Source organism: Rufibacter sp. JT3400010 (genome assembly GCF_054956755.1).
In genome coordinates, this window is sequence record NZ_JBUDXA010000026.1 from 58,182 (window position 1) to 79,445 (window position 21,264).

Below are 21,264 nucleotides of genomic sequence, written 5' to 3' on the forward strand. Positions count from 1 at the left end.
GTAGCGCAGACCGGGATTTTTTTATTTGTCACAAGAATTGACCAGAGACCAAAACAACTATGGAACAAACACCAAATACCTCGACCCAACTTACACAACCTAAAGACTTCGCCAGAACCGTTGAGTCTATTGTGAGTGTGTACCAAGGTGACCATGACGTGTTGCCAGACTTACTTTCAGATGCTGGCAGAATGTTATTGACTGTTAGACAAAAAATGAGCCCGGTGCAAATGATTCTGTCTGTGGCCGCAGTAGCCATTGGCGCTATTGTACTGGTGTCTTATGGCAACAGCAACCGGTTCCAAGACGCCGAAGAAGTTCACCCGTAACGGTTGCCCTTCTCCTGTAAAAAGAGGCTCGCTTATACTAATAAGCGAGCCTCTTTGTTTCATAAAATGTTAAATAGTTAGGATTTTATAGCAACAATCATATACTTGCGCCGCATAGTCATCTGATTATGAGGCACATGAAAAAGGCTAGAAAATTCATCCTGTTAGGCGTTGCAGGACTGCTGGTAGTAGTGCTGTCTGCCTTGGCGTATGTGAAAATGGCTCTGCCGGACGTAGGGAATGCGCCAGACCTTAAGATTGCCGGTACTCAGGCCCAGGTAGCATTTTCAGCTCCTATCAAGGACGGGACCTGGGGCAAAGGTGGTGAAGTTTTCTCGCATAAGATGGGATTACCCGGCGTTTTTCACGTCGCCAACATCACACCCGCCGGCATTGGTAATTGGACAGATGGCGAGATTTTCAGGGCGGTTACCACGGGCGTAAGCAAAGGAGGCCAGGCGCTGTTTCCCATCATGCCGCATCCGTATTACGGCCAGGTTGCCCAGGAAGACATTGAAGCTGTCATTGCCTATCTGCGCACCCTTCCGGCCATTGACAACAAGGTACCCGCTTCCGAAGCGGATTTCCCTATGAATTTTATCATCAACACCATTCCTAAGAAAGCCAACCTCCAGCCAATTCCTTCCAAAGAAGACCCGGTGTTATATGGCAAATACCTGGTCACCGCCGCCGCGTGCGCAGATTGCCACACCATGAAAGAAAAAGGACAGAACATTCTGGAAATGGAGTTTGCCGGCGGTATGGAATTTCCGTTACCCTCCGGCGGCCATGCAAAATCTGCCAACCTCACGCCAGACAAAGAAACCGGCCTAGGCAATTGGACCCAGGAAGCGTTTGTGAACCGGTTCAAACAGTACGCAGGCCCTTCGTACCGTCCGCATGCAGTGGGCAAGGGGGAGTTCAACACCATCATGCCCTGGACCATGTTTGCGGGTATGGAGCGCGAAGACCTGGCCGCCATCTATGCGTATTTACAGAGTCTTGCACCTATCAAGCACAAAGTCACCCATTTCAGCGCACAGTAACAAAGCAGTTTTAGCCTTACATCTTTCTCCCCAGAGCCGTTTCACGCCTGTTTTTAAATAAACGACTTTGAAACGGCTCCTGCGTTTTTCTAATTCAGGCTTGAATTTTTCAGGAAAAGAAAACTCAGTGAAGGCACTCTCCCAGCCAGTTTTGTGTTTTTATTTGCACACATCACCCGCATGCCGAAGAAGAAGAAATACGCCGCCGTAGACCATACGCCGCTCACTGCCCAGGAACGGATTAGTCGTTACATGCGCGGGAACAAGGCCAAGCACACGCAACCAGAACTCCTGCTACGCCGGGCTTTGTGGCAAGGCGGTTTGCGCGGTTACCGCTTGTACTGGAAACAACTGCCGGGCAAGCCCGATGTCTGTTACCCCGGCCGTAAACTTGCTATCTTCCTCCACGGTTGTTTCTGGCACCGCTGTCCGCATTGTCTTCCGGCCATGCCGAAGACCAATATCCCCTTCTGGACAGCGAAATTCACACGGAACCAGGAAAGAGACAGACAAAACCGGGCAAAGCTGAAAGCCGCCGGTTGGCAGGTGCTGGTGATTTGGGGCTGTCAGTTACAGGAAGATCTGGAAGGCTGTCTTTTTACGATTAAGAGCTTGCACCAGGGAACCCCGGAGAGTTATTGGCTGGAGGCGGCGTAGTTTCCTTTGGCAGTATAGAAAGGAAAATCCTGCCTTTGCTTTCGGGCTAATTTGTGGGAAATAGCCCGAAAGCAAACACCTGTGATGTCTCTAAGACCTGACAGGTGTACAACTAACTGGCGCGAGACTGAAGTCTCGTGACGGAGGATGAAGCGAGTCTCCAGACTCACCGAGAACCACCGGCAAGAATGCAGAACGCCAAAGATGCATCCTTACAAAAAATTGGGAGTAATTTTATCTAATCAACATCTCCTTACTTCCACCTAACCGGCACACCCAATTTCCGGGCCGAGTAGCCTGCGACGGACGCGTGCAGTTTGGGTAGCACTTCGTTTACTGCATCAGAAAATTCTACGTGCAGGTCTTCATGCAGCTTGTTTAGTTTCTGGAGCATCTCTTCGGCCCGTTTTGCCAAAAACAGGGCTAAAGCTTCGGTGGCGCCGGTAAGTTCCTGCAGCATTTTCCCTTGGTGTTTCAGTACCTCTTGCAAGAGCAGCAGGAGCAGGTTGATTTCTCCATACACATCGCCGGTTATTTTCACATGATGGCTGAGCGGCGGGCATACCTGCCGCAGGCAGATCAGCAACTCAGTGGCATTGTAGTAAAAGCCGGTGGCAATGGTCTGGACCTGGGCGGCCAGCGCTTCCCTTCTTGCCTCCAGCCCTTCGGGGCCTTCCAGCAACTCAAACTCAAGTTGTTCCTGCAGCACGGGTTGGGAAGCCAGCAACTGAACCAGTAATCTATCTTTTCTAGCGGTGGGCAGCGCCAAAATGGCTTTCCGGAGGTCTTTTTCTAAAGTTGGCATGAAACGGTTCGCTTTTTACTAGAACAAACAGGAGGCCCTACGTATTCAATTCCGGTTACAAATCTCTGGGTTTGCCTTGTGCAGCGGCTTTCTATATAGGAAAAGAACAATTCATTTAACCTAAACAGCCCCAAACTGCGTAAACAGCGGCAAACGTACCTGGTTACCCCCAGTTTTTATACTACACGTTCTGTTGTATTAACTGCATTTTCCTGAAAAGAAGCCTAAAACAACAGAGCTGCCAGCATCTTACACCATGAACATGAGAGAAACTTTACCCCTACGGGTAATCCTGCTTCAACTTTGCGCCTTGCTATTCTGCCCTATTACGGCCTGGGCCCAACTGCCATCTTTGCCGTCTGGGTCGCCTTCCTATACGGTGCTGCTGGCGGGCAGATGGTCACCGGGCCAAACGACTGCTGCCCCTTTGCCGCTACTGCAAGCACAACTGAAAAGCGCCGGCAAGAACAGCGCCATGGTGTTCATTGGCAACCCTTTCCAACCGGCGGCCTTGCCCAGTGTCTCGGCGGCTAACCGCAAGGAACTGGAAGCCCAACTGCAGAAACAGCTCTCCTATCTACAAGGCTATTCCGGAAAACTAATCTTAATGCCGGGAGAGCACGATGCCAAAGGAAAACTGGTTCCCGAAGTAAGAAACCAGGAACGGTTTATCTCTCAGTATCTCCAGAACGAAAATCTTATTCAGCCAGAAAACCATTGCCCCGGCCCTGCCGAAGTAGCCCTGACCGATGACGTCCATCTTCTCCTCTTGGACACCCAATGGCTCTTGCCTAACCGCCGCATGGACGAGGAAGACGAGCAGCGGGGTTGCCCCACCACCGGTGGTACTGCCACACTAGCCGCTTTTGATGACTTGTTGCGTGCCAACGAAGATAAAAACCTGCTGGTGGCCATGAGCGTCTCGCCGGAGATGTCTAAACTGGAGTACCGCATCATGCAGCGACAGATAAGCCAAATGTACACGGAGCACAAAGGGTTAGTGCATGTAGAAGGAAACTCCGCGGCTTTGTCGCACAGCACCCAAGACAGCATCCATTTTGTGGGGGCCGGGCTGGGCATGGAGAAACTGAAAGCTCCTAAAGAGGCCACTTCGCTGTACAGCCAGGCCACGGCCGGCTTCGCCAAGCTGCTGTACTTCCCCAACGGGGAAACCTGGCTGGAAATCTGGACGGCCGCAGACATGCAGAGTGCCCAAGGCCAGGTGGCGCACCGGGTACTTCTCTCCCGCAATACCACCCAAAAGCAACTGGAAGAACAGACAAAGAAACTGAACCTCAACTTTGCGGGCCAAAAAAGTACGCTGCCCGCCAGCCAAGTCTACAAAGCCAGTAGTTTCAGAGAATGGCTGTTAGGCGAGAATTACCGTCCAGAGTGGCAAACACCCGTTTCTTTGCCGGTTTTTGACATTGGGACCCAGAAGGGCGGCCTCAAAGTGGTGCAGCGCGGCGGCGGTTTCCAGACCGTTTCTTTGCGTCTGGAAGACAGTACCGGTCGCCAGTACGTGCTGCGCTCCGTAGAAAAATACCCAGATGCCGCCTTGCCCCGCATTCTGCGCCAGACCCTGGCCGCCGATGTGGTGAAAGACCAGATTTCGGCTTCGCACCCGTACGGGGCCTTGGTGGTTCCTAAACTCGCCGATGCCGTGGGCGTGTACCATACCAATCCGCAGTACTTCATCATTCCAGACGACCCGCGTTTTGGTCGGTATCTGAAAGGCTTCGCCAACACCATTGGGATGTTTGAGGAACGCCCTGACGAGGATATGTCTGACATGGCCAGCTTCGGGAATTCTGAAAACGTGGTAGGTACAGATAAAGTGCTGGAAAATACCCTGGAAGACCAGAACGACCAAGTAGACCAACTGAGTTTGCTGCGTTCCCGCCTGCTGGACTTCTTCATTGCTGACTGGGACCGCCACGATGACCAATGGCGCTGGGCCGAATTCAAGAAAGAAGGCAAAGGGAAAATCTACAGAGCCATTCCGCGCGACCGTGACCAGGCCTTTTTCGTGAACCAGGGGGTGATTCCTAACATCGCCAGCCGGCGATGGATTTTGCCCAAGGTACAGGGCTTTGACGAAAGCCTGCGCGACATCAAAGGCTTCAACTTCAACAACCGCTACTTTGACCGCGATTTTCTCACCGGCCTGGAACGCTCTCACTGGATTGCCATGGCAGATTCTGTGCGGGCCAGCCTCACAGATGAAGCCATTGACGAGGCAGTTCGGCAATTACCGCCTGAAATCCAGAGAATCTCCGGCGAGCGCCTCGCCAACACCTTGAAAGCCCGCCGCGCCTACATCAGACGTGACGCCGAAGATTACTATGAGTTCCTGGCCCAGAAAGTAGACGTGAAAGGCACCGACCTGGACGAACGCTTTGAAGTACAGCGCGAAGCCGGGGGCGCTACTTTAGTGACCATTTACAAAAAAGAGGCTACAAACGCAGAAAACCCACTCTACAGACGCCGCTTCCTACCCCATGAAACCCGCGAAATCAGACTTTACGGGTTAGGCGGTGCCGATGAATTCAGAGTACAGGGCGAAGCCGAAGACGGCATTAGAGTGCGTATTATTGGCGGCGATGGTCAGGACAAGATCACAGACAACTCCAGCGTGGCGGGGCTGCGCCGCCTCACGTACGTGTATGACCAACCTAACGGTGCTGAGCTTCACTTAGGCCCAGAGGCCCGCAACCTTACGCGCCTGCGCAACACCCCGGTGTATGATCGCAAAAGCTTCGTCTACAATTACCTGGGCCCACTGGCCTCTATAGAGTACAACCGCGATGATGGTTTTCTGCTGGGTGGCGGTGTCTTGCTTAAAACCCAGGGCTTCAATAAACAGCCGTACGGCATGATGCAGCGCTTGGTGGGCAGTTACGCGTTCAATACCCAGTCATTCTTGGTAGACTACGCGGCTCACTTCCCTAGCCTCAGAATGGGACTGGACTTGAAACTGAACGTGAACTGGAAAAGCCCCGGCTACGCCGAAAACTTCTTCGGGTTAGGGAATGAAACGCGCTTCAATCCAGACATTAACACAGAAATAGACAGCTTCCGGTTTCAGTCAACGCAGTTCTACGCCAACGCCTTGATAGGGAGAAAGATTGGCACCTATGAGAGCGTTTTCATAGGACCGGTTTACCAGAGCGTGAACGTAGATTATAACCCGGCCCGTTTACTGCCGCAGCAACTGCAAGGCGAACAAGCGGTTGGGTATTATGTGCCTAAATCTTACGCCGGAGCCAGACTGGAGTACATCTTAGACTCACGCGACATGGCGGCCCTGCCGTCTAAAGGCGTGCACTGGCAAGTAGCGGCAGATTTGTTGAAAGGCACTAACGCCCAATCAAAAGACGTGGCGCGGGTGCATTCCCAGTTCGCCCTGTACCAAACAATACGCATTCCTCTGAAACTCACCCTGGCTACCCGTTTTGGCGGCGGTCACACCTTCGGTGATGATTTTGAGTTCTTCCAGGCGCAGTTTATAGATGGCCCTAGTATGTTGCGCGGTTACCGCCGAAACCGGTTTGCCGGGCAGAGCAGCCTGTACAACAACACTGAGGCCCGTCTGCGCCTGTTCAGTTTCACCACGTACCTGTTCCCCGCTTCTATTGGCGTGTTCGGGTTCCATGACATTGGCCGGGTATGGATGGAGAACGAAGACTCCAACAAGTGGCACAGAAGCCAAGGAGGCGGCGTTTGGCTTTCTCCGTTAAACCAGGTAGTAATCTCCGTAGGCTACGCGGCCTCGCCGGAACAGAATCAATTTCTGCTTAGGGCCGGTTTCCAGTTCTAAGCACGCAAGCTGCTGTTAAAAACAGAAAGGGCTGACCCAATGGGCCAGCCCTTTCTGTTTTCGGGCTCTTTTATAGAAAAGAGCCTTAAAAAGGTTAGTTCAGGAAAATGGAGAACAGCTCAAATCTATTGGAAGAGAAGCTCCAGTGCGACGGCGATGGGTGAATCTCTTCTCCTTCTTCGTCAATAATGGTCACCGCCATCCCTTCTTCCTGGTTAAGCGGCTCTGTGAAATGTTTTACAATGTATACGTGGCCTTCCTGCACCCATTCTTCGGGCTCAAAACTAGGAAGAGTGGCGTCAATGCATTTCGCGTATACCGCCATATAGCTAGGTGGATAGATCAGATTTACCATGTCTTAGTAACTATAAACAGGTGAGAAAAATTCCGGCGAAGCATGATCTCTTCATGCCTGGTTTACTAACCTTTACCGCTTAGATAACACATACCTACGGGGTATTGTTATGACTAGTTTACGCACCAATTCTGACTTTTCCAACTCTGCCCCTCAGAATTTGTATTTAGAAAGACACCCTCTTTGGCATCTGTTCGTACAAACACATGCCGGTTTATCTGGTATTAAACTGTTTTTACACCCTAAACCATATTGCGCCATGGAAAACGACAATAATGACAACAAATACAATGAGAAGGAAAAATTACCGACTGGCAAAGAAACAGCCGGTGATCTGAAGCAAACCTCTGAAGAACCAGGTGCCGGGGCCAATGACAAAGCCAGCTTCCAACAAGGCGGTCAGCAACCGGGCAACAGCCAGGGAGGCCAAGGCGGCAGCACCGCAGACGGAGAAAAGAACTCACGGCATGACAGTGGGGATGAGATGAGCGTGTTCGGACGGATGGATAGCTAGTCGCACGCGCCCGGGCAAAGTGATATGCAAGATCAGTTAAACAACCTTCTCCGGCAGAAGCAGCACTCCTGCTTTACAGTAGCACCAGGGGCCATGGGCATGGAAATTGTCTTCGTGAACCTGTACTACGTAGAGAACCAAGACAAATCTTGGGTACTGATAGATGCCGGGCTGTACGGCTCCGCCGATAGAATCAGAAAAGCCGCCGAGGATAAGTTTGGCAAGGGCAATCCGCCTAAAGCCATTTTACTCACGCACGGCCACTTTGACCACGTAGGCGCCTTACAAACCCTCGCCGATATCTGGCAGGTGCCGGTGTACGCACACCCGCTGGAATTGCCGTACCTGACCGGTTTGTCCAGCTACCCACCGCCCGACTCCAGTGTGGGTGGCGGCGGCATGGCGTACCTCTCGTTCATGTACCCTAAAAAACCCATTACCTTCAAAGGTAGACTGGAACTGCTTCCCTCAGACGGTTCGGTTCCGTTCCTGCCCGAGTGGAAGTGGCTGGAAACGCCGGGCCATTCGCCGGGGCACGTTTCTTTCTTTAGAGAACATGATCGGGTACTGCTGGTAGGTGATGCCTTTGTGACCCGTAAACCGGAATCTGCCTTGGCAGTGCTTACCCAGAAGCAGGAAGTTTGCGGCCCACCGGCGTATTTCACGCCAGACTGGGAAGCGGCGCGCACCTCGGTGCGGAAACTGCATGACTTGCAACCGGCTATTGCGGCCAGCGGGCACGGGTTGCCTATGCACGGCCAGGAGCTGAAACAAGGTTTAGATGAACTGGCACGGCTATTTGACCAACTGGCTATTCCGGCCAAAGGACGCTATGTGCCCGAAGCCGCAATCACTGACCAGCAAGGGGTGGTCCAACTGCCGCCCACGGTAAACAACACCGTTCCCAAGGTACTGGCGACGGCGGGGTTAGTAGCGTTGGCAGGTTTGGCCACCTACGCGCTTACCAAGAAACGGAAAAACAGCCGAACCAATGCCCGCATCAAAAGAACCTGGCCGAGATACGCCAACCCGCACCATCCGTATACGCCGGAAGAAGAGGTGAGTTATCCTGCCCATGATGACCATAATCCTGACCTTGCACCCACAAACAATTACCCTTGATACCAAAATGAAGGGTACATAAAAAGAGAAGGCCTGCTGTAAACAGCAGGCCTTCTCTTTTTATACGGAATAAGTAAACCTCTATCCTAATCAGCATTGTTTCAGGGCTATTTCTGGAAAATAACCCTAAAACAATGTTTCTTACAGGCCAATCGCCTTTCGTTTTAGCGCCGTGAATTCTTCCTGGGTAATGGTTCCCTGTTCCAGCATGGCGCGTAGCCGTTCAATGGTGGCAATGTCTTCCTGCACCGGCCTGCCATCCATACCAGCGTTGGAGGTATGGAAATGGCTTTGGTCCTGCGGGATGGATTGTGACCGCTGGTGCCGGTTAGCGTAGAAACGGTCTTCGTTGAACTGCTCACGCCCGTAGAACTCTGAAGTAGGAGAAACCTGGGTGGTAGTAGGTTGCGGCTGCGTGTAGGTTTCATTAGGGCTGGTAACGGCGTGCATAACCCGGTACTCATATTCTGAGTCAACCGCGCCGCCTTTGTAGAACGGAAAGCGGGCCAGAGACCTCTGGTCCATGCTCACGAATACCTGGTCGCGGTCATCGTCTAACTGGGCGGCGCCAATGGGCACCAGTATGTGGCGGGGATCTGTGTCTGTGAGTACGTGGTCACGGTCTACGTCTACATCCAGGTATCGCACTTTCATCAGCTCGCGGTCTACAATGAGGTCATCTACTTTGCCTATGCGCGTTCCATCTGAGCCAATTACTTCCCAGCCGCGCACATCCAGGTTGTGGTTGGCCACTTTGAAATCTCTTAAATCATGTAAAGGGGCCAGCCTTGGCAGCCCATCATTTGCGTTATATGCCATTGTTTCTAGCTTTTAGGTGCCTTGTTAATAGGATAGAAATGCGGGGGCCAAAGGCATGATCATGCCAGAAGTTGGGGCTCCGCTGGTTTCAATGCTGCCGCCCTGTGACTCAAAGAAATATCTGTACAACAGATAGCCCACTACCAGTAAAATCAGCAGTACTATAATCCAGGCCCAGCTAGAGCGCTTTTTGGGTTCAATGTTTATTTCAGCCATAGTTTTAGTTTGTTAAGATCTGTACGGCACAACCGTATAAGTGCGTACGAAGCTTTTCAAGAGAGGTTTATTATCAACTATTTACAACCAAGCGGCTATGGGTAAGAATCATAAATGCAGTAAATTAGAGTATATGCCAGTGGGTGAGCTTGCAAGGAAATAAACAAGAGAAAGCACCCATTTCAATTCTTATTTTTGTAGAAACCGTTCCAGAAAATGAAATTAGACAGGTACGAACTTAAAGCAGAAAACACTTTAACGGTTTTCGAGTTCGTTAGTGATGGACCGAAAGGACAAGTAAAAAAGCTGGTTCAGTATAGCGAGACCAACTTGAAAGACTTCTACAATCTTGGTTTCGGTGACAAAGACGAGCAAACAGGAGACATTGATGACAAGGTCATCACCAACAATGGAGACAGCCAGAAAGTACTGGCAACGGTAGCGGCAACAGTCTACGCTTTTACAGACAAATACCCAGACGCCTGGATTTACGCTACTGGAAGTAATACCATCAGGACACGCCTTTACCGAATGGGAATCACCAACAATTTACTAGAGATTCAAAGAGACTTTGACGTATACGGACTGAGAGAAAACCAATGGGAAGATTTTCAAAAAGGAATTACTTACGATGCCTTTCTTGTTAAACGTAAAAAGAAATAAATTTACGGCCATGGACATACATGAATTAAATAGAGCCAAGCTCCCCATAGTAACCATTGACCAAGCACTGGAGAAATATAAAACGAAAGTACTGTTCAAGGAAAAGCTGGATAAGGCGAACGAGGTTCTGAAAACGGTTGGACTCCCGAAAAAATAAGTATTCCTTGAGGTGGAAGAATGCAGCAAAAGCCTATCTGGCACTTCCTCACTGAGTTCTCTATCTATTACCCGCGCATCATCTAGTAGAAACAAAAAAACAAGTCTGCCGATTTTTACCTGCTTTTGTGGAAACAGGTGAAAATCGGCAGACTTGTTACAGGTGATTCAGTAAGTAATTTGAAGCGGTGCTTTCCGGTTATACTTGCCCTGGAATCTGCGGGAACTCAATGAACTCTCCTTCGGGGCTGAAGAGCATGCTCATAGGTTCCTGCGGGGCGCGCAGAATGTCTTCTTGGGAAATGTTCCATTTGCTCCACATGGTGGCCAGCAACTTGGCATAGGAACTGTGCTGCCAAGGGTTGAAGATCACGTTGGTGACATCATCAATGAGCGTGTCCATGACCAAGTGATCGGCGTCGGGCTTGGCGGCACGCACCAGGTAATCTGGAATCACGTTGAGCAGATACCCAGCGTAAAATATGCGGGCACTTAGTTCGGCGGCCTGAATGGGCTGTAACTGCCTAGGCTCAATTTCCTGCCAAACCCGCTTCATGGCATCTTTGATCATGCCGTTGTCTAACAGGCAGGAAACAATGAGGACATTATCCAGCCGCAGGCTGAACATCATGGTAGACAGCTCATCTCTGAACTCAAAGCGGGTAGGCTCCGCCGAGGCATCTACGTCTATCACAAACAGCGAACCCGGAATAAAGTCAGAGAACTCCATGGGCACCCGCAAGGACTGGAGCACCCTGAAAAAGGCCTGGAACTTCATGAGCATTTTAGGCTGCTCGCTCACGGCGTACTCAGGTGCCACCAGCGGGTTCTGCTCTTTAATGAGTTCGGTGATCAAGGTGCCGTAGAACATCTTGCCCATCCACTGGAAAAGCAGTTTAGGGTCCAGTTCCCTTATTCCGGTCACCCCCTGGGCCAGTGCTTGCTGCACCTTGTTCTCTAAGGGTTGCAGGTGCTGGGTCTGGCACTGGTGGCAGCAGGGAATCTTAAGGTCTTGGTACGTGACTACGCTTTGGTCCAGCAGGCGGAGCGGCTCATGGGCAAAACCATACTCTTGCATGAGCCAGGCGGGGAAAACCGTGGTCTGTTGATCTACGCTAATGGTGGTACCGCACAGAAAACAGATATGGTTCCCGAAACGCATTCCCTCAAACGGATCAAAAATAGTCAGGTGCTGCTGCATAGAAGTAAGGGAAAATGAATGACTGTTGGAGCCGCAAAGATACACACCAAGTCGGGTTGGTCCATACGCTTGGCTTAATAGCGTCCGTTAAACCGGTTTATCCGTATAAATTCGGCATGGAAGTTGTAAATCTGCTTTCATACCTATTCTTAAAACTATGAAAACAGCACTGTCCTTCGCGTTTGCATTCGCTTTAACTTTTCTATTTAGCCCTGCCCGGGCCCAGCAAGGCCAATTGCCGCCGCTGGTAAGCACCTCTGGTTTGGGCGAAGTGAAAGTACAGCCAGACCAACTCACGTTCAGGGTTGGGGTAGAGATACGGGAAAAGACGCTGGAAGAAACCCGCAAAGTGGCAGACCAACGCACGGCCGCTTTGATCAGTTTCCTGAAGAAAAACGGCATAGATGACAAAGATGTGCAGACCGAGAACCTGTCAATCTACCCCATCTATGCGGGTCAGGAATACGGCCAAACCGCGCCCCAGTCCTTCCAAGCCACCAGAACCATCTCGGTTACCCTCAAAAAACTGAATCGGTTTGATGAGTTGATGGCCGGTCTGTACAAAGCAGGTGCTAACCGGGTAGACGGTATCACTTATGAAACCACCCAGCTGAAAAAATACCAGGAAGAAGCCCGCAAGAAAGCGGTACAAGATGCCCGGCAAAAAGCAGTGCTGCTGGCCTCTGAATTAGGTTCTAAAGTAGGGCGGCCTTACCAGATCAATGAAGGCGGCAACAGCGGCCCCCGGCCTGTTATGTACGGGAAAGTTGCTTTACGGGGCGAATCTATGATGGATGCCGGTGGGTCTACTCTGGCTTTAGGCGAGATCACGGTTACGGCTGCGGTAGAGGTGAGTTTCCTGTTGGAATAACCACACCCGTTTTACTTCTCTTTTTCTAAAAGCGTGGCGTAAACAGAGCGAATGGCTAAGGCGGCCGTTTTCTCTGCTTGCGCCACGCTTTTATATTCCCTGGTTTACCTCATTATGAATAGCGTTTTCGTTCTGTATTTGCGAAAACAAGCAAAAATCGGCAACGCCAAACATCCATTCCCCGTCAAGCAACTATCCTGTTTTTTGGGTACATTTGGAAGATTATGAAGGAACCTGCATTTACTCTGGAGGGAACGCCTGTTCATGTGGTGCAAACCAATGAAGCATTGCAAGAGGCGGTGACCCATTTACGCCAGCAGCCAGAGCTAGCCTTAGACCTGGAATTTGACCAACATCACTACACGTACGGCTTTACGCTATGCCTGATCCAGATTTCTGACGGACATACCTGTTTTGTAATTGATCCTTTTCCCCTAGATGACCTGCAACCGCTGTGGGATGTACTGGAAAATCCGTCTACCACGAAGATCTTCCATCACGCCAACAATGACCTCATGCTCCTGAGCATGTTGGGCTGCCAGGTGCGTACGCTGGTAGACACCGCCGTGGCCGCCAAAATCCTGAACTACGCCAAAGCTGCCCTGGGCACCTTATTGGAAGAGGAACTGGGTCTTAAATTGGACAAGTCTCAGCAGATGAGCAACTGGAACCAGCGGCCGTTGTCTAAACGGCAACTGGAATACGCCGCACAGGACGTTTTGTACCTGCATGCCCTCAAAAACGCCATGGTGGCTAAAGTAGCGGAACTGGGCCGCATGACCTGGCTGGAGGAGGAAGATAAACTGCTGGAATCTATCACGTACATAGAACAGGAAGACCCGCACCTTAAGATCAAGTTTCCGCAGCGGCTTACCTTGCTGCAACAGTTTATCCTGAAACCCATCTATGATTTTCGGGATCAATTGGCGCAGAAATGGAACCTCCCGGCAGGGCAAATCATTAACACCAATGCGCTCATGCAACTCCTCAGCAACCCTGAGCAAAGCATCAATGACTGGCTGTATCATACCAAAGGCATTCACGGACGGTTGCAGCAAGACCGGTACGAGGAGCAACTGCAACGCATTCTGAACGGCGCTTTGAAAGAAGCCGATAAGCGGAAAATCCCTAACCGCTTGCCGCCTCATTCTTTTCCGCCCAGGTTGAAGACGCCGGAGACCGAGGCCCGCCGGGAGTTGCTATGCACAGTGCAGCGCGCCTTGATTGAACGCTACGGAGCGTATGCTACGCCCATGCTTCTGGACCAAAGCATTATTACCCATTACAGCCAGACGGGCCAGCTGGTTATTTCAAAGAATTACGCGAGAGAGATAGTACTGACCACGGCCCAGGAACTGCAGATTTCCTTGTAAAGCGCGGCAGTTGGTACAGAAACAGAAGGAATTATGCCTAAGAAAAGCCTTGAGTTTGGTTTGTACTCCTGGTTTCCGGGGTATGGCTACGCCCATATCCATCCGGCAAACCGCAGGGAGTTTGAGTCATTAGAACCCCACAACAAAGTATTTGAAAAGATTGGCGAGGTAAACGGGTGGTTGCTTTTGCGTTACTCAGATGAAGAGTTCAAGGTGCGCCCAGATCTTTTCACGTCCATTCAGTGGTTGCCCTTCACCTTTGGCGAATGGGTAAGACCCGCCGACCAACCCACCGGCCCCATTGCCGAGATCACTGATATTTACTGGAGCGTCTCTGATGATGCTCCTTTCTTTGCGTTAAAGCAGGGCAAAAGAGCCTTAGACGGGTTATACCGCCAGGAGCAGTTACGCCCGGCATAAAAAAGCCTTCCTTCAAGATTGAAGGAAGGCTTTTTCATTGAATACGTTAGTGTCTTGTATTAAAGAGCGTCTTTTATTTTGTTCAGTAGTCCACCGCCTTCGGCGCCAGTCATTTGCTCTACCTGCGCGTGTCCTTCAGGGGCTGGTGGCGGCAAAATCGGAATATCGCCCATTGGCTCACCTGGCACCATTTGGAAGGTTCCTTTGCCATCAATAGACGGGCCTTCGCTCCAGCGTCCGGCGGCCTCCTGGTCTTTGAAGATATTGGTAGTTACAAAAGAGTAATTGAAGCCTTGCACTTCTTCGCTTTGTGGGAAACTGTTAGGGATTGGGAACTGCTGATGGAACCCACCCAGTTCTTCAATCACTGCCAGCCATTGATTCTGGTGCATGGTGTCACGGGCAATCAAAAAGGACAACATGTCTTTCATGCCGGGGTCATCAGTAGCTTCCCATAAACGAGTGGCCAACACCCGTCCGCTGGATTCCGCGTGCACGTTGGCCATCATGTCTGAAGCGATGTTCCCTGTAGCTACTACCCACGAACCGTTAAACGGAACCCCGTTTGCATCTGCGGCCATAGCGCCCAAACCGGTAGAAAGGAAATGCCGGGGGTCCATACCGCCCATTACGGCGCCTACCAGTGGGTTTGCGCCTACAATCTCATCTTTCAAGGAACTGGTAGCACCCTCCAGGTTAAGGGCAACCGCAGTAGCCAGCATTTCAATGTGACTTATCTCCTCAGTACCGGTTTCCAGGAGCATGTTCTTGTATTTCACAGGGCCTCTGGTACTCCAAGCCTGGAAAAGATACTGTAAACATACCCTAATTTCTCCTTCAATACCGCCAATGGCCTGTTGCAACATTTTAGCAAATGCGGGATTGGGTTTATCTACCCTTACTTTGTATTGTAATCTTCGATCGTGATAAAACATAGGGTTTTTAATTAGGTGAATTAAAATTTTCTTCCCACTTTCTAAACGATCATTATTGTTTTATGGACAAGTATTTTTCAACTAAAAATCATTTAAATGCAATAACATAATAATATATAACTACATACATATTGCTTATTTACAACTACTTACAATCTTGTCACAACCAATTAGCTTGCAATCCGGCTCAGATAACAATTCTAAAAAACAGTATTAATACGCAGAGACTTCTACTTTCAAACCTGAACTTCCAAAAATGAACCAACCACGCACTGCTCCTGCTGCACACTTACGTCCTTGGCCTGTTTACAGCGCTAGCAGGCATGAAGAACAATTAGACTTTTCATTTGAAATCCTGTAGTCTGCCTGTTCTATCTAGTTATGGGAAAATACAAATAATTATATTTGCGGCAGCTCAGTATCTTGCTGGCTTTTTACCTCAGAATGCTACTTACCACACGGGCTTTAATCTTAAGCCTGTATTTACCGTATACACTTCCCAAAGAAACCAACGTACCACCACTATGAAAAAAACATCCAAAATATTTGCCGCAGCCCTTATTGCCACTGCTTTCGGGTTTGCTTCCTGTGAATCAAAAACGGCCCAAAATGTGGAAGACACCGCTGAATCAGCCGCCGACGACGTAGCCGCTGAAGCAGATTCCCTTCTCTCTCCAGCAGACACAGATACCATCACCGTGAGAGATGAACCGGTAGAAGACGGCGTAGCCGATAAGACAGAGAACCAGTAAAAGTATTTCTACATTGCTGTACCTCTGCTGGTAAGAAAACGACGTTCTTACCAGCAGAGGTACTTTTATTTACGCCCATTTAAAATTATTCAATTTTTTTACGGCATAATGATATAAGTTTCAAGGAAGGTACTATATTTGTCTCCCCTCCTACAATCTAGAAGAATAACGCCGTTTATTGTGAATTTTACAAGTCCAAAATCACCGTACACTAATGTGTATGTAGACGCTAGTCTTAGTGCTGCGCATGTAGAGTGTGAGAGATTTATACCTAGTGCTACGTTCAGGCAAACGCTGCTCTCTCTGATAGAACTCATAAAAGTCAAGAGGTTATTTGCCTGCATCTATGACCTTCGAAAGCTGAAGAGCCTCCCGCCCCAAGATCAGGATTGGTTTATTGACGAGGTCTTTCCACAACTCATGAAAACGTCTCTGCGCAAAATAGCCGTATTGGAATCTGCCTCCAGCGCCGGTTTGCTAGACTTAAACCAACTGGTGTATTCCCAATACCATTCCCTCCCCTTTGAACTGCAGTATTTTGAAGACGTGGCCTCTTCTTTGAAATGGATCTCAAACTCAGCTGATTCTGAACACGAGTTTTCTTTCTCTACCCAAGCAGAAATAGCGTCAGCTAGTTAAGTCAACGAAGAGGTCTCACCCAAGGCTTTGGCAGGATAGGCATAGTCTTCCAGGTACCTGTATCTTTCACACAGGCTCCCATCTTTGGCAATAGTAGCGTTCTTCAAGACACCATCTTTGTCGCCGTTAAATAAGTGCGGCAATATCTTATCAATAATCTGACGGCCAAAATCGCGCGAAGCGTTTCTGGGTAACTCACACGGCAGATTGTCTACCGCCATTACCGTGATGTTCTTCTCAGAACTGTAGGCTGCCTCTAATTCATTTGTCCAGGGATTATAATCAAACGCCGGATCTGCGATAGTGGCCGCCCGCCGGGTGCAGGGAATAGACCCGTCTACGTCACAGGTAATATCAGCAATGGTGTTGATCTTGAAATCTGGCTGCTGCATGTCTTCCTGGGTGAAGAGCACGGGGGCCGCTGGGTTCCAGTAAGCACAGGGCATCAGCAAATCTGTCACTTTCGCGAACTTCTGGAACGTAGATTTATACAGATGCGGATTCTTGTAGAAATCCTTGGAATCCCACACCTCCACGTCGGGACGCGCGTGGTAGTCTGAGGAGCGTAGCTGCACAAACACCGGTTCTGAGAACTCTTTGTAGAGGTAATCAAAGACGCTCACTTTTTTGATACCCATGCGTTCCAGCACTTCAATAGCACCCTTCGCTACCCTTCCGCCGCCAGTTACCGCAATCTTGATATTGGGCAACGTTTTTACCTTGAAGAACTCCTCCAGCATGTCTTCCAAATCATGGCATTGGTGCGCAGGCTTCAGGTGGTAGAGGTTCCATTTACGTCCGTAGGTCAAGAGTCCATTATAGGCGCCCACAATCCCGGCCCAACGGCCGAAGGCCACTTCTCGCTCGCCCTGGGCATTGGTAATGGTTTCGTAATCCACCATGGTGATCTTCTTCTCCAGAATGGCCTGCAGCAGCTTCTGATTATGGGCTTGTTTCTTGATAGTATGCGAAAAAAAGAAGTACGTCTTATTGGGAATCAGCATATCTACTGGCACCTCCTTCACGCCAAACAGCACGTCACAATTGCTCAGATCTTCCTTCAGCGGAATGCCCAAATCGGTGTACTCTTCGTCTGAAAAACACCTGATTGGGCTAGGCTGCACCACCAACTGCACTTGCGGAAACGTCTGCAAGACTTCCAGGCATTTCTTGGGGGTAAGGGGCACCCGTTTGTCTACCGGCACTTTGCCTTCGCGCAACACACCAATTTTAAGCTTTTTCATAGGGGATGATCCAAGAGCATGATGAACATTTAGAGGCCGTTTTCCCAAAAACAAGGCAAAAACCATAACTCCCTCGCAGCCTGTTCCGCAATTTAAGGGCTCCCTCTGTAAATAGTGAATTTTAACCTGTACTTTTGTTAAATCATTTGCACCAAACGTTTGTTACAGAACGAAAGAAACTTATCTACCTAAATTCCAGCGATAAATGATCTTTAAAACCAAGCCTGCCGACATCTTCAAAGAGCGCCATAACGGCCCTGTAAAAGAGCAGATGCAGGAAATGCTGCAAACTATTGGGGCAGCGTCACTAGACCAATTGATAGATGAAACTGTTCCGCCGGCTATTCGCTTGAAAAGACCGCTGAACTTACCAGCTCCGTTAACCGAACGCGATTTCCTTCGGAAGTTCGCCAAGATTGCGAAGCAGAACAAACTCTATAAATCGTACATCGGGTTAGGGTACCATGACACCATTTTACCGCCGGTAATTCAGCGTAACATTCTGGAGAACCCGGGCTGGTACACCGCCTACACCCCTTACCAGGCGGAGATCGCCCAAGGCCGTTTAGAGGCGTTGATCAACTACCAGACCTTGATTATTGACCTGACGGGTATGGCCATCGCTAACGCTTCTTTGTTGGACGAAGCCACTGCCGCTGCCGAGGCCATGAACCTGCAATACTCTCTGCGCAAAGGCGCCCGCAAAAACGCCAACCGCTACTTTGTATCTGACCAGGTATTGCCGCAAACCATTGACGTATTACTTTCCCGCGCCACTCCGCTGGGTATTGAACTGGTTGTTGGCGATCACCGCGAACTGAACGTTCAGGACGACACCCTGTTTGGTGCTTTGGTACAATATCCAGCCGCAGATGGTGAGGTATTTGACTACACTGACTTCATCGCCCAAGCTCATGCCGCAGGCGTACCGGTAGCCGTTGCTGCTGATCTTTTAAGCTTAACCCTGTTGAAATCCCCAGGTGAGATGGGAGCCGATGTAGTGGTTGGTTCTTCTCAGCGCTTCGGGGTTCCGATGGGTTACGGCGGACCGCACGCTGGTTTCTTCGCTACCAAAGATGAGTACAAGCGCTCTATCCCAGGTCGTATCATTGGTGTTTCGCAGGATGCGTTCGGGCAGAAAGCTTATAGAATGGCTTTGCAAACCCGTGAGCAGCACATCCGGAGGGAGAAAGCGACTTCTAACATCTGTACGGCGCAAGTATTATTGGCTGTAATGGCCGGTATGTACGCCGTGTATCACGGACCACGCCGTCTGAAATACATCGGCCTGAACATTCATAGCCTGACTCAGATTCTAGAGAAAGGTCTGGAGCGTTTAGGCTTTGAGCAACTGAACGAGAACTACTTTGACACCCTGCAATTGCGGGTGGAGAGTGCTGAACTGCAACAAGCCATCCGTCAGGAAGCCGAGGCGGCTCAGATCAACTTCCGTTATTTCGGGGACAACAACATCGGGATTTCCATCAACCAGAACACAGATCTGGATGAGGTAAAGGATATTCTGGCCGTTTTCGCGAAAGTAGCCGGTAAACCGGATGCTACGCTGGAACTAGATGCCATTCCGGAAGAAACGGAGATTACCTGGCCAGAAACCTTAATCCGGACTTCTCCGTACCTGCAGGCTGAAGTTTTCAACAAGTACCATTCTGAGAGCGAAATCCTGCGCTACATGAAGTACCTGGAGAACAAAGACTTCTCTCTGGCGCACGGTATGATTCCGTTGGGCTCCTGCACCATGAAACTGAACGCCACCGCCGAGATGATTCCGGTTACCTGGCCAGAGATCGGGCAGATGCACCCATTTGCCCCCGCTGACCAAGCCAAAGGCTACGCGCAGATTTTCCAAGACCTTGAGTCCTGGTTATGCGAGATCACTGGCTTTGCAGCCATGAGCTTACAGCCAAACTCCGGTGCCCAAGGCGAGTATGCCGGTTTAATGGTCATCAGAGCGTACCACGAAGCCCGTGGCGATCATCACCGTAACATCTCTTTGATTCCTTCCTCGGCACACGGCACCAACCCTGCATCGGCGGTAATGGCGGGCATGAAAGTGGTGATTGTGAAGTGCGATGAGCGCGGAAATATTGACGTTGCCGACCTCAGAGCGAAAGCCGAGGAGCACAAAGATGATTTGTCTTGTCTGATGGTGACCTATCCGTCTACCCACGGGGTGTACGAGGAAAGCATCATTGAAATCTGTGAGATCATTCACCAAAACGGTGGCCGTGTGTACATGGACGGTGCCAACATGAACGCTCAGGTAGGCTTGACCTCTCCGGCCAATATTGGCGCCGACGTGTGTCACCTGAATCTGCACAAGACGTTCTGTATTCCTCACGGTGGTGGTGGACCAGGCGTTGGCCCAATTGGTGTAGTTGCTGATTTGGCTCCTTTCTTACCAGGCCACGCTGTAGTAGATCTGGAACGTCCTGAGGCTATCAACGCGGTATCGGCGGCACCTTGGGGTAGCGCCAGCATTCTGCCAATCTCTTACGCCTACATCAACATGATGGGCGGCGAAGGGTTGACCGAGGCTACCAAAATGGCGATCCTGAACGCGAACTATATCAAAGCGCGCTTAGAGGAGCACTACCCCGTATTGTATGTTGGCTCCAACGGCCGTTGCGCTCACGAAATGATCTTAGACTGCCGCTCTTTTAAAAAGGCCGGGGTTGAGGTAGAAGACATCGCGAAGCGTTTGATGGACTACGGATTCCACGCACCGACGGTATCGTTCCCTGTGGCCGGTACTCTGATGGTAGAGCCTACTGAGAGCGAGAGCAAAGAAGAGCTGGACCGTTTCTGTGATGCCATGATCTCTATCCGGGCTGAAATCACCGAGATTGAGGAAGGACAGGCTGATCAGAAAAACAACCTGCTCAAAAACGCTCCGCACCCGGCGCACGTGGCCTTGGCCGAGAACTGGACGTTCCCGTACACCCGCGAGCGGGCTGTGTATCCAATTCCTTACACCCGCACCGCTAAATTCTGGCCAACCGTGAGCCGCATTGACAGCGCCTACGGTGACCGTAACCTGGTGTGTAGCTGTGCTCCAATTGAAGCCTACAACGAGCAAGGTCAGGAGATGAAAGCCATCTAAGCTTACCTTGATTATATCTTATAAAGGCCTGCTGAGAACTTCCGCAGGCCTTTGTGTTTTAGGCCTGCTTTACAGAAAACAAGCTCAAAACAGCTTCAAAAATCAATTGAAAAACAGGCTCACAAAATAAACCATTCGGTATAATATGGGCACAGTTTTTGCGTAATACTAAAACGAAAGGTACGTCTTCAGAGGCAATTTACCGG

Annotated in this window: 20 protein-coding genes; 13 read left to right on the top strand and 7 right to left on the bottom strand. The window is 50.3% G+C overall.

The features are described from left to right. The first annotated feature begins 59 nt into the window (after nucleotides 1–59). The 3 genes from ACY0JR_RS18690 (at nucleotide 60) to ACY0JR_RS18700 (ending at nucleotide 2,032) form a co-directional block, all read left to right on the top strand. The gene (locus ACY0JR_RS18690) at nucleotides 60–329 is read left to right on the top strand and encodes a hypothetical protein (RefSeq protein ID WP_462635685.1); all 270 of its coding nucleotides are present in this window, start codon (nucleotides 60–62) and stop codon (nucleotides 327–329) included. 137 nt (nucleotides 330–466) lie between these two features. Next, the gene (locus ACY0JR_RS18695; protein ID WP_462635686.1) at nucleotides 467–1,375 is read left to right on the top strand and encodes a c-type cytochrome; all 909 of its coding nucleotides are present in this window, start codon (nucleotides 467–469) and stop codon (nucleotides 1,373–1,375) included. Between the two features lie 180 nt (nucleotides 1,376–1,555). Next, nucleotides 1,556–2,032: a very short patch repair endonuclease gene (locus tag ACY0JR_RS18700; RefSeq protein WP_462635687.1), complete on the top strand. Its 477-nt coding sequence runs from the start codon at nucleotides 1,556–1,558 to the stop codon at nucleotides 2,030–2,032. A gap of 253 nt (nucleotides 2,033–2,285) precedes the next feature. On the opposite strand, the gene ACY0JR_RS18705 is transcribed toward ACY0JR_RS18700, so the two are convergent. Then, nucleotides 2,286–2,837, bottom strand: a complete 552-nt coding sequence (locus tag ACY0JR_RS18705; protein ID WP_462635688.1) for a hypothetical protein — start codon at nucleotides 2,835–2,837, stop codon at nucleotides 2,286–2,288. 262 nt (nucleotides 2,838–3,099) lie between these two features. Here ACY0JR_RS18705 and ACY0JR_RS18710 point away from each other — a divergent pair, with 262 nt between their 5' ends. After that, nucleotides 3,100–6,657: a BamA/TamA family outer membrane protein gene (locus tag ACY0JR_RS18710; RefSeq protein ID WP_462635689.1), complete on the top strand. Its 3,558-nt coding sequence runs from the start codon at nucleotides 3,100–3,102 to the stop codon at nucleotides 6,655–6,657. Nucleotides 6,658–6,751: 94 nt separating this feature from the next. On the opposite strand, the gene ACY0JR_RS18715 is transcribed toward ACY0JR_RS18710, so the two are convergent. Further along, the gene (locus ACY0JR_RS18715; protein ID WP_462635690.1) at nucleotides 6,752–6,982 is read right to left on the bottom strand and encodes a hypothetical protein; all 231 of its coding nucleotides are present in this window, start codon (nucleotides 6,980–6,982) and stop codon (nucleotides 6,752–6,754) included. Nucleotides 6,983–7,271: 289 nt separating this feature from the next. Between ACY0JR_RS18715 and ACY0JR_RS18720 the strand changes: the two genes are divergently transcribed. Both ACY0JR_RS18720 and ACY0JR_RS18725 read left to right on the top strand, forming a co-directional pair. Continuing rightward, entirely contained in the window at nucleotides 7,272–7,526 is a 255-nt protein-coding gene (locus ACY0JR_RS18720) for a hypothetical protein (protein WP_462635691.1), read from the top strand. 24 nt (nucleotides 7,527–7,550) lie between these two features. After that, entirely contained in the window at nucleotides 7,551–8,648 is a 1,098-nt protein-coding gene (locus ACY0JR_RS18725; RefSeq protein ID WP_462635692.1) for an MBL fold metallo-hydrolase, read from the top strand. Nucleotides 8,649–8,789: 141 nt separating this feature from the next. Here ACY0JR_RS18725 and ACY0JR_RS18730 read toward each other — a convergent pair whose 3' ends face one another. Both ACY0JR_RS18730 and ACY0JR_RS18735 read right to left on the bottom strand, forming a co-directional pair. Then, on the bottom strand, nucleotides 8,790–9,467 hold the full coding sequence (locus ACY0JR_RS18730; protein ID WP_462635693.1) for an SHOCT domain-containing protein: 678 nt from the start codon (nucleotides 9,465–9,467) through the stop codon (nucleotides 8,790–8,792). 24 nt (nucleotides 9,468–9,491) lie between these two features. Then, entirely contained in the window at nucleotides 9,492–9,683 is a 192-nt protein-coding gene (locus tag ACY0JR_RS18735) for a hypothetical protein (protein WP_462635694.1), read from the bottom strand. Between the two features lie 216 nt (nucleotides 9,684–9,899). On the opposite strand from ACY0JR_RS18735, the gene ACY0JR_RS18740 reads away from it, so the two are divergent. Next, nucleotides 9,900–10,346: a DUF6934 family protein gene (locus ACY0JR_RS18740; RefSeq protein WP_462635695.1), complete on the top strand. Its 447-nt coding sequence runs from the start codon at nucleotides 9,900–9,902 to the stop codon at nucleotides 10,344–10,346. 355 nt (nucleotides 10,347–10,701) lie between these two features. On the opposite strand, the gene ACY0JR_RS18745 is transcribed toward ACY0JR_RS18740, so the two are convergent. After that, a complete protein-coding gene (locus tag ACY0JR_RS18745; protein ID WP_462635696.1) occupies nucleotides 10,702–11,703 on the bottom strand; it encodes a hypothetical protein in 1,002 nt (333 codons plus the stop codon). Between the two features lie 157 nt (nucleotides 11,704–11,860). On the opposite strand from ACY0JR_RS18745, the gene ACY0JR_RS18750 reads away from it, so the two are divergent. The 3 genes from ACY0JR_RS18750 (at nucleotide 11,861) to ACY0JR_RS18760 (ending at nucleotide 14,367) form a co-directional block, all read left to right on the top strand. Continuing rightward, a complete protein-coding gene (locus ACY0JR_RS18750; RefSeq protein ID WP_462635697.1) occupies nucleotides 11,861–12,574 on the top strand; it encodes an SIMPL domain-containing protein in 714 nt (237 codons plus the stop codon). A 224-nt stretch (nucleotides 12,575–12,798) separates the two neighbouring features. Then, nucleotides 12,799–13,947 carry a ribonuclease D gene (locus tag ACY0JR_RS18755; RefSeq protein WP_462635698.1) on the top strand — a complete coding sequence of 383 codons (1,149 nt, stop codon included), beginning with the start codon at nucleotides 12,799–12,801 and terminating at the stop codon, nucleotides 13,945–13,947. 33 nt (nucleotides 13,948–13,980) lie between these two features. Next, the gene (locus ACY0JR_RS18760; RefSeq protein ID WP_462635699.1) at nucleotides 13,981–14,367 is read left to right on the top strand and encodes a DUF6960 family protein; all 387 of its coding nucleotides are present in this window, start codon (nucleotides 13,981–13,983) and stop codon (nucleotides 14,365–14,367) included. Nucleotides 14,368–14,426: 59 nt separating this feature from the next. Here the strand turns inward: ACY0JR_RS18760 and ACY0JR_RS18765 are convergent, their stop codons facing one another. Further along, the gene (locus ACY0JR_RS18765; protein WP_462635700.1) at nucleotides 14,427–15,302 is read right to left on the bottom strand and encodes a manganese catalase family protein; all 876 of its coding nucleotides are present in this window, start codon (nucleotides 15,300–15,302) and stop codon (nucleotides 14,427–14,429) included. A gap of 524 nt (nucleotides 15,303–15,826) precedes the next feature. Here ACY0JR_RS18765 and ACY0JR_RS18770 point away from each other — a divergent pair. Next, complete coding sequence (locus ACY0JR_RS18770; RefSeq protein ID WP_462635701.1) at nucleotides 15,827–16,054, top strand: hypothetical protein; 228 nt, start codon at nucleotides 15,827–15,829, stop codon at nucleotides 16,052–16,054. Nucleotides 16,055–16,474: 420 nt separating this feature from the next. Further along, nucleotides 16,475–16,693, top strand: coding sequence for a hypothetical protein (locus ACY0JR_RS18775; protein ID WP_462635702.1), 219 nt, complete (start codon nucleotides 16,475–16,477; stop codon nucleotides 16,691–16,693). Here the strand turns inward: ACY0JR_RS18775 and ACY0JR_RS18780 are convergent. Beyond that, entirely contained in the window at nucleotides 16,690–17,937 is a 1,248-nt protein-coding gene (locus ACY0JR_RS18780; RefSeq protein ID WP_462635703.1) for an NAD(P)-dependent oxidoreductase, read from the bottom strand. The two genes, ACY0JR_RS18775 and ACY0JR_RS18780, sit on opposite strands and share 4 nt — an antisense overlap. 205 nt (nucleotides 17,938–18,142) lie before the next feature. Here ACY0JR_RS18780 and gcvP point away from each other — a divergent pair, with 205 nt between their 5' ends. Beyond that, nucleotides 18,143–21,058 (top strand): aminomethyl-transferring glycine dehydrogenase, encoded by a 2,916-nt coding sequence (gene gcvP, locus ACY0JR_RS18785; protein ID WP_462635704.1) that lies wholly within the window; start codon nucleotides 18,143–18,145, stop codon nucleotides 21,056–21,058. Nucleotides 21,059–21,264 lie beyond the last annotated feature (206 nt).

Bases quoted from the DNA above. Each gene is read 5' to 3' on its own strand.
- ACY0JR_RS18695 (WP_462635686.1), top strand. From the start codon at position 467: ATGAAAAAGGCTAGAAAATTCATCCTGTTAGGCGTTGCAGGACTGCTG.
- ACY0JR_RS18725 (WP_462635692.1), top strand. From the start codon at position 7,551: ATGCAAGATCAGTTAAACAACCTTCTCCGGCAGAAGCAGCACTCCTGC.
- ACY0JR_RS18700 (WP_462635687.1), top strand. From the start codon at position 1,556: ATGCCGAAGAAGAAGAAATACGCCGCCGTAGACCATACGCCGCTCACT.
- ACY0JR_RS18755 (WP_462635698.1), top strand. From the start codon at position 12,799: ATGAAGGAACCTGCATTTACTCTGGAGGGAACGCCTGTTCATGTGGTG.
- ACY0JR_RS18690 (WP_462635685.1), top strand. From the start codon at position 60: ATGGAACAAACACCAAATACCTCGACCCAACTTACACAACCTAAAGAC.
- ACY0JR_RS18770 (WP_462635701.1), top strand. From the start codon at position 15,827: ATGAAAAAAACATCCAAAATATTTGCCGCAGCCCTTATTGCCACTGCT.
- ACY0JR_RS18720 (WP_462635691.1), top strand. From the start codon at position 7,272: ATGGAAAACGACAATAATGACAACAAATACAATGAGAAGGAAAAATTA.
- ACY0JR_RS18740 (WP_462635695.1), top strand. From the start codon at position 9,900: ATGAAATTAGACAGGTACGAACTTAAAGCAGAAAACACTTTAACGGTT.
- gcvP (WP_462635704.1), top strand. From the start codon at position 18,143: ATGATCTTTAAAACCAAGCCTGCCGACATCTTCAAAGAGCGCCATAAC.
- ACY0JR_RS18780 (WP_462635703.1), bottom strand. From the start codon at position 17,937: ATGAAAAAGCTTAAAATTGGTGTGTTGCGCGAAGGCAAAGTGCCGGTA.
- ACY0JR_RS18765 (WP_462635700.1), bottom strand. From the start codon at position 15,302: ATGTTTTATCACGATCGAAGATTACAATACAAAGTAAGGGTAGATAAA.
- ACY0JR_RS18745 (WP_462635696.1), bottom strand. From the start codon at position 11,703: ATGCAGCAGCACCTGACTATTTTTGATCCGTTTGAGGGAATGCGTTTC.
- ACY0JR_RS18735 (WP_462635694.1), bottom strand. From the start codon at position 9,683: ATGGCTGAAATAAACATTGAACCCAAAAAGCGCTCTAGCTGGGCCTGG.
- ACY0JR_RS18750 (WP_462635697.1), top strand. From the start codon at position 11,861: ATGAAAACAGCACTGTCCTTCGCGTTTGCATTCGCTTTAACTTTTCTA.
- ACY0JR_RS18710 (WP_462635689.1), top strand. From the start codon at position 3,100: ATGAGAGAAACTTTACCCCTACGGGTAATCCTGCTTCAACTTTGCGCC.
- ACY0JR_RS18775 (WP_462635702.1), top strand. From the start codon at position 16,475: ATGAAAACGTCTCTGCGCAAAATAGCCGTATTGGAATCTGCCTCCAGC.
- ACY0JR_RS18760 (WP_462635699.1), top strand. From the start codon at position 13,981: ATGCCTAAGAAAAGCCTTGAGTTTGGTTTGTACTCCTGGTTTCCGGGG.
- ACY0JR_RS18705 (WP_462635688.1), bottom strand. From the start codon at position 2,837: ATGCCAACTTTAGAAAAAGACCTCCGGAAAGCCATTTTGGCGCTGCCC.
- ACY0JR_RS18730 (WP_462635693.1), bottom strand. From the start codon at position 9,467: ATGGCATATAACGCAAATGATGGGCTGCCAAGGCTGGCCCCTTTACAT.
- ACY0JR_RS18715 (WP_462635690.1), bottom strand. From the start codon at position 6,982: ATGGCGGTATACGCGAAATGCATTGACGCCACTCTTCCTAGTTTTGAG.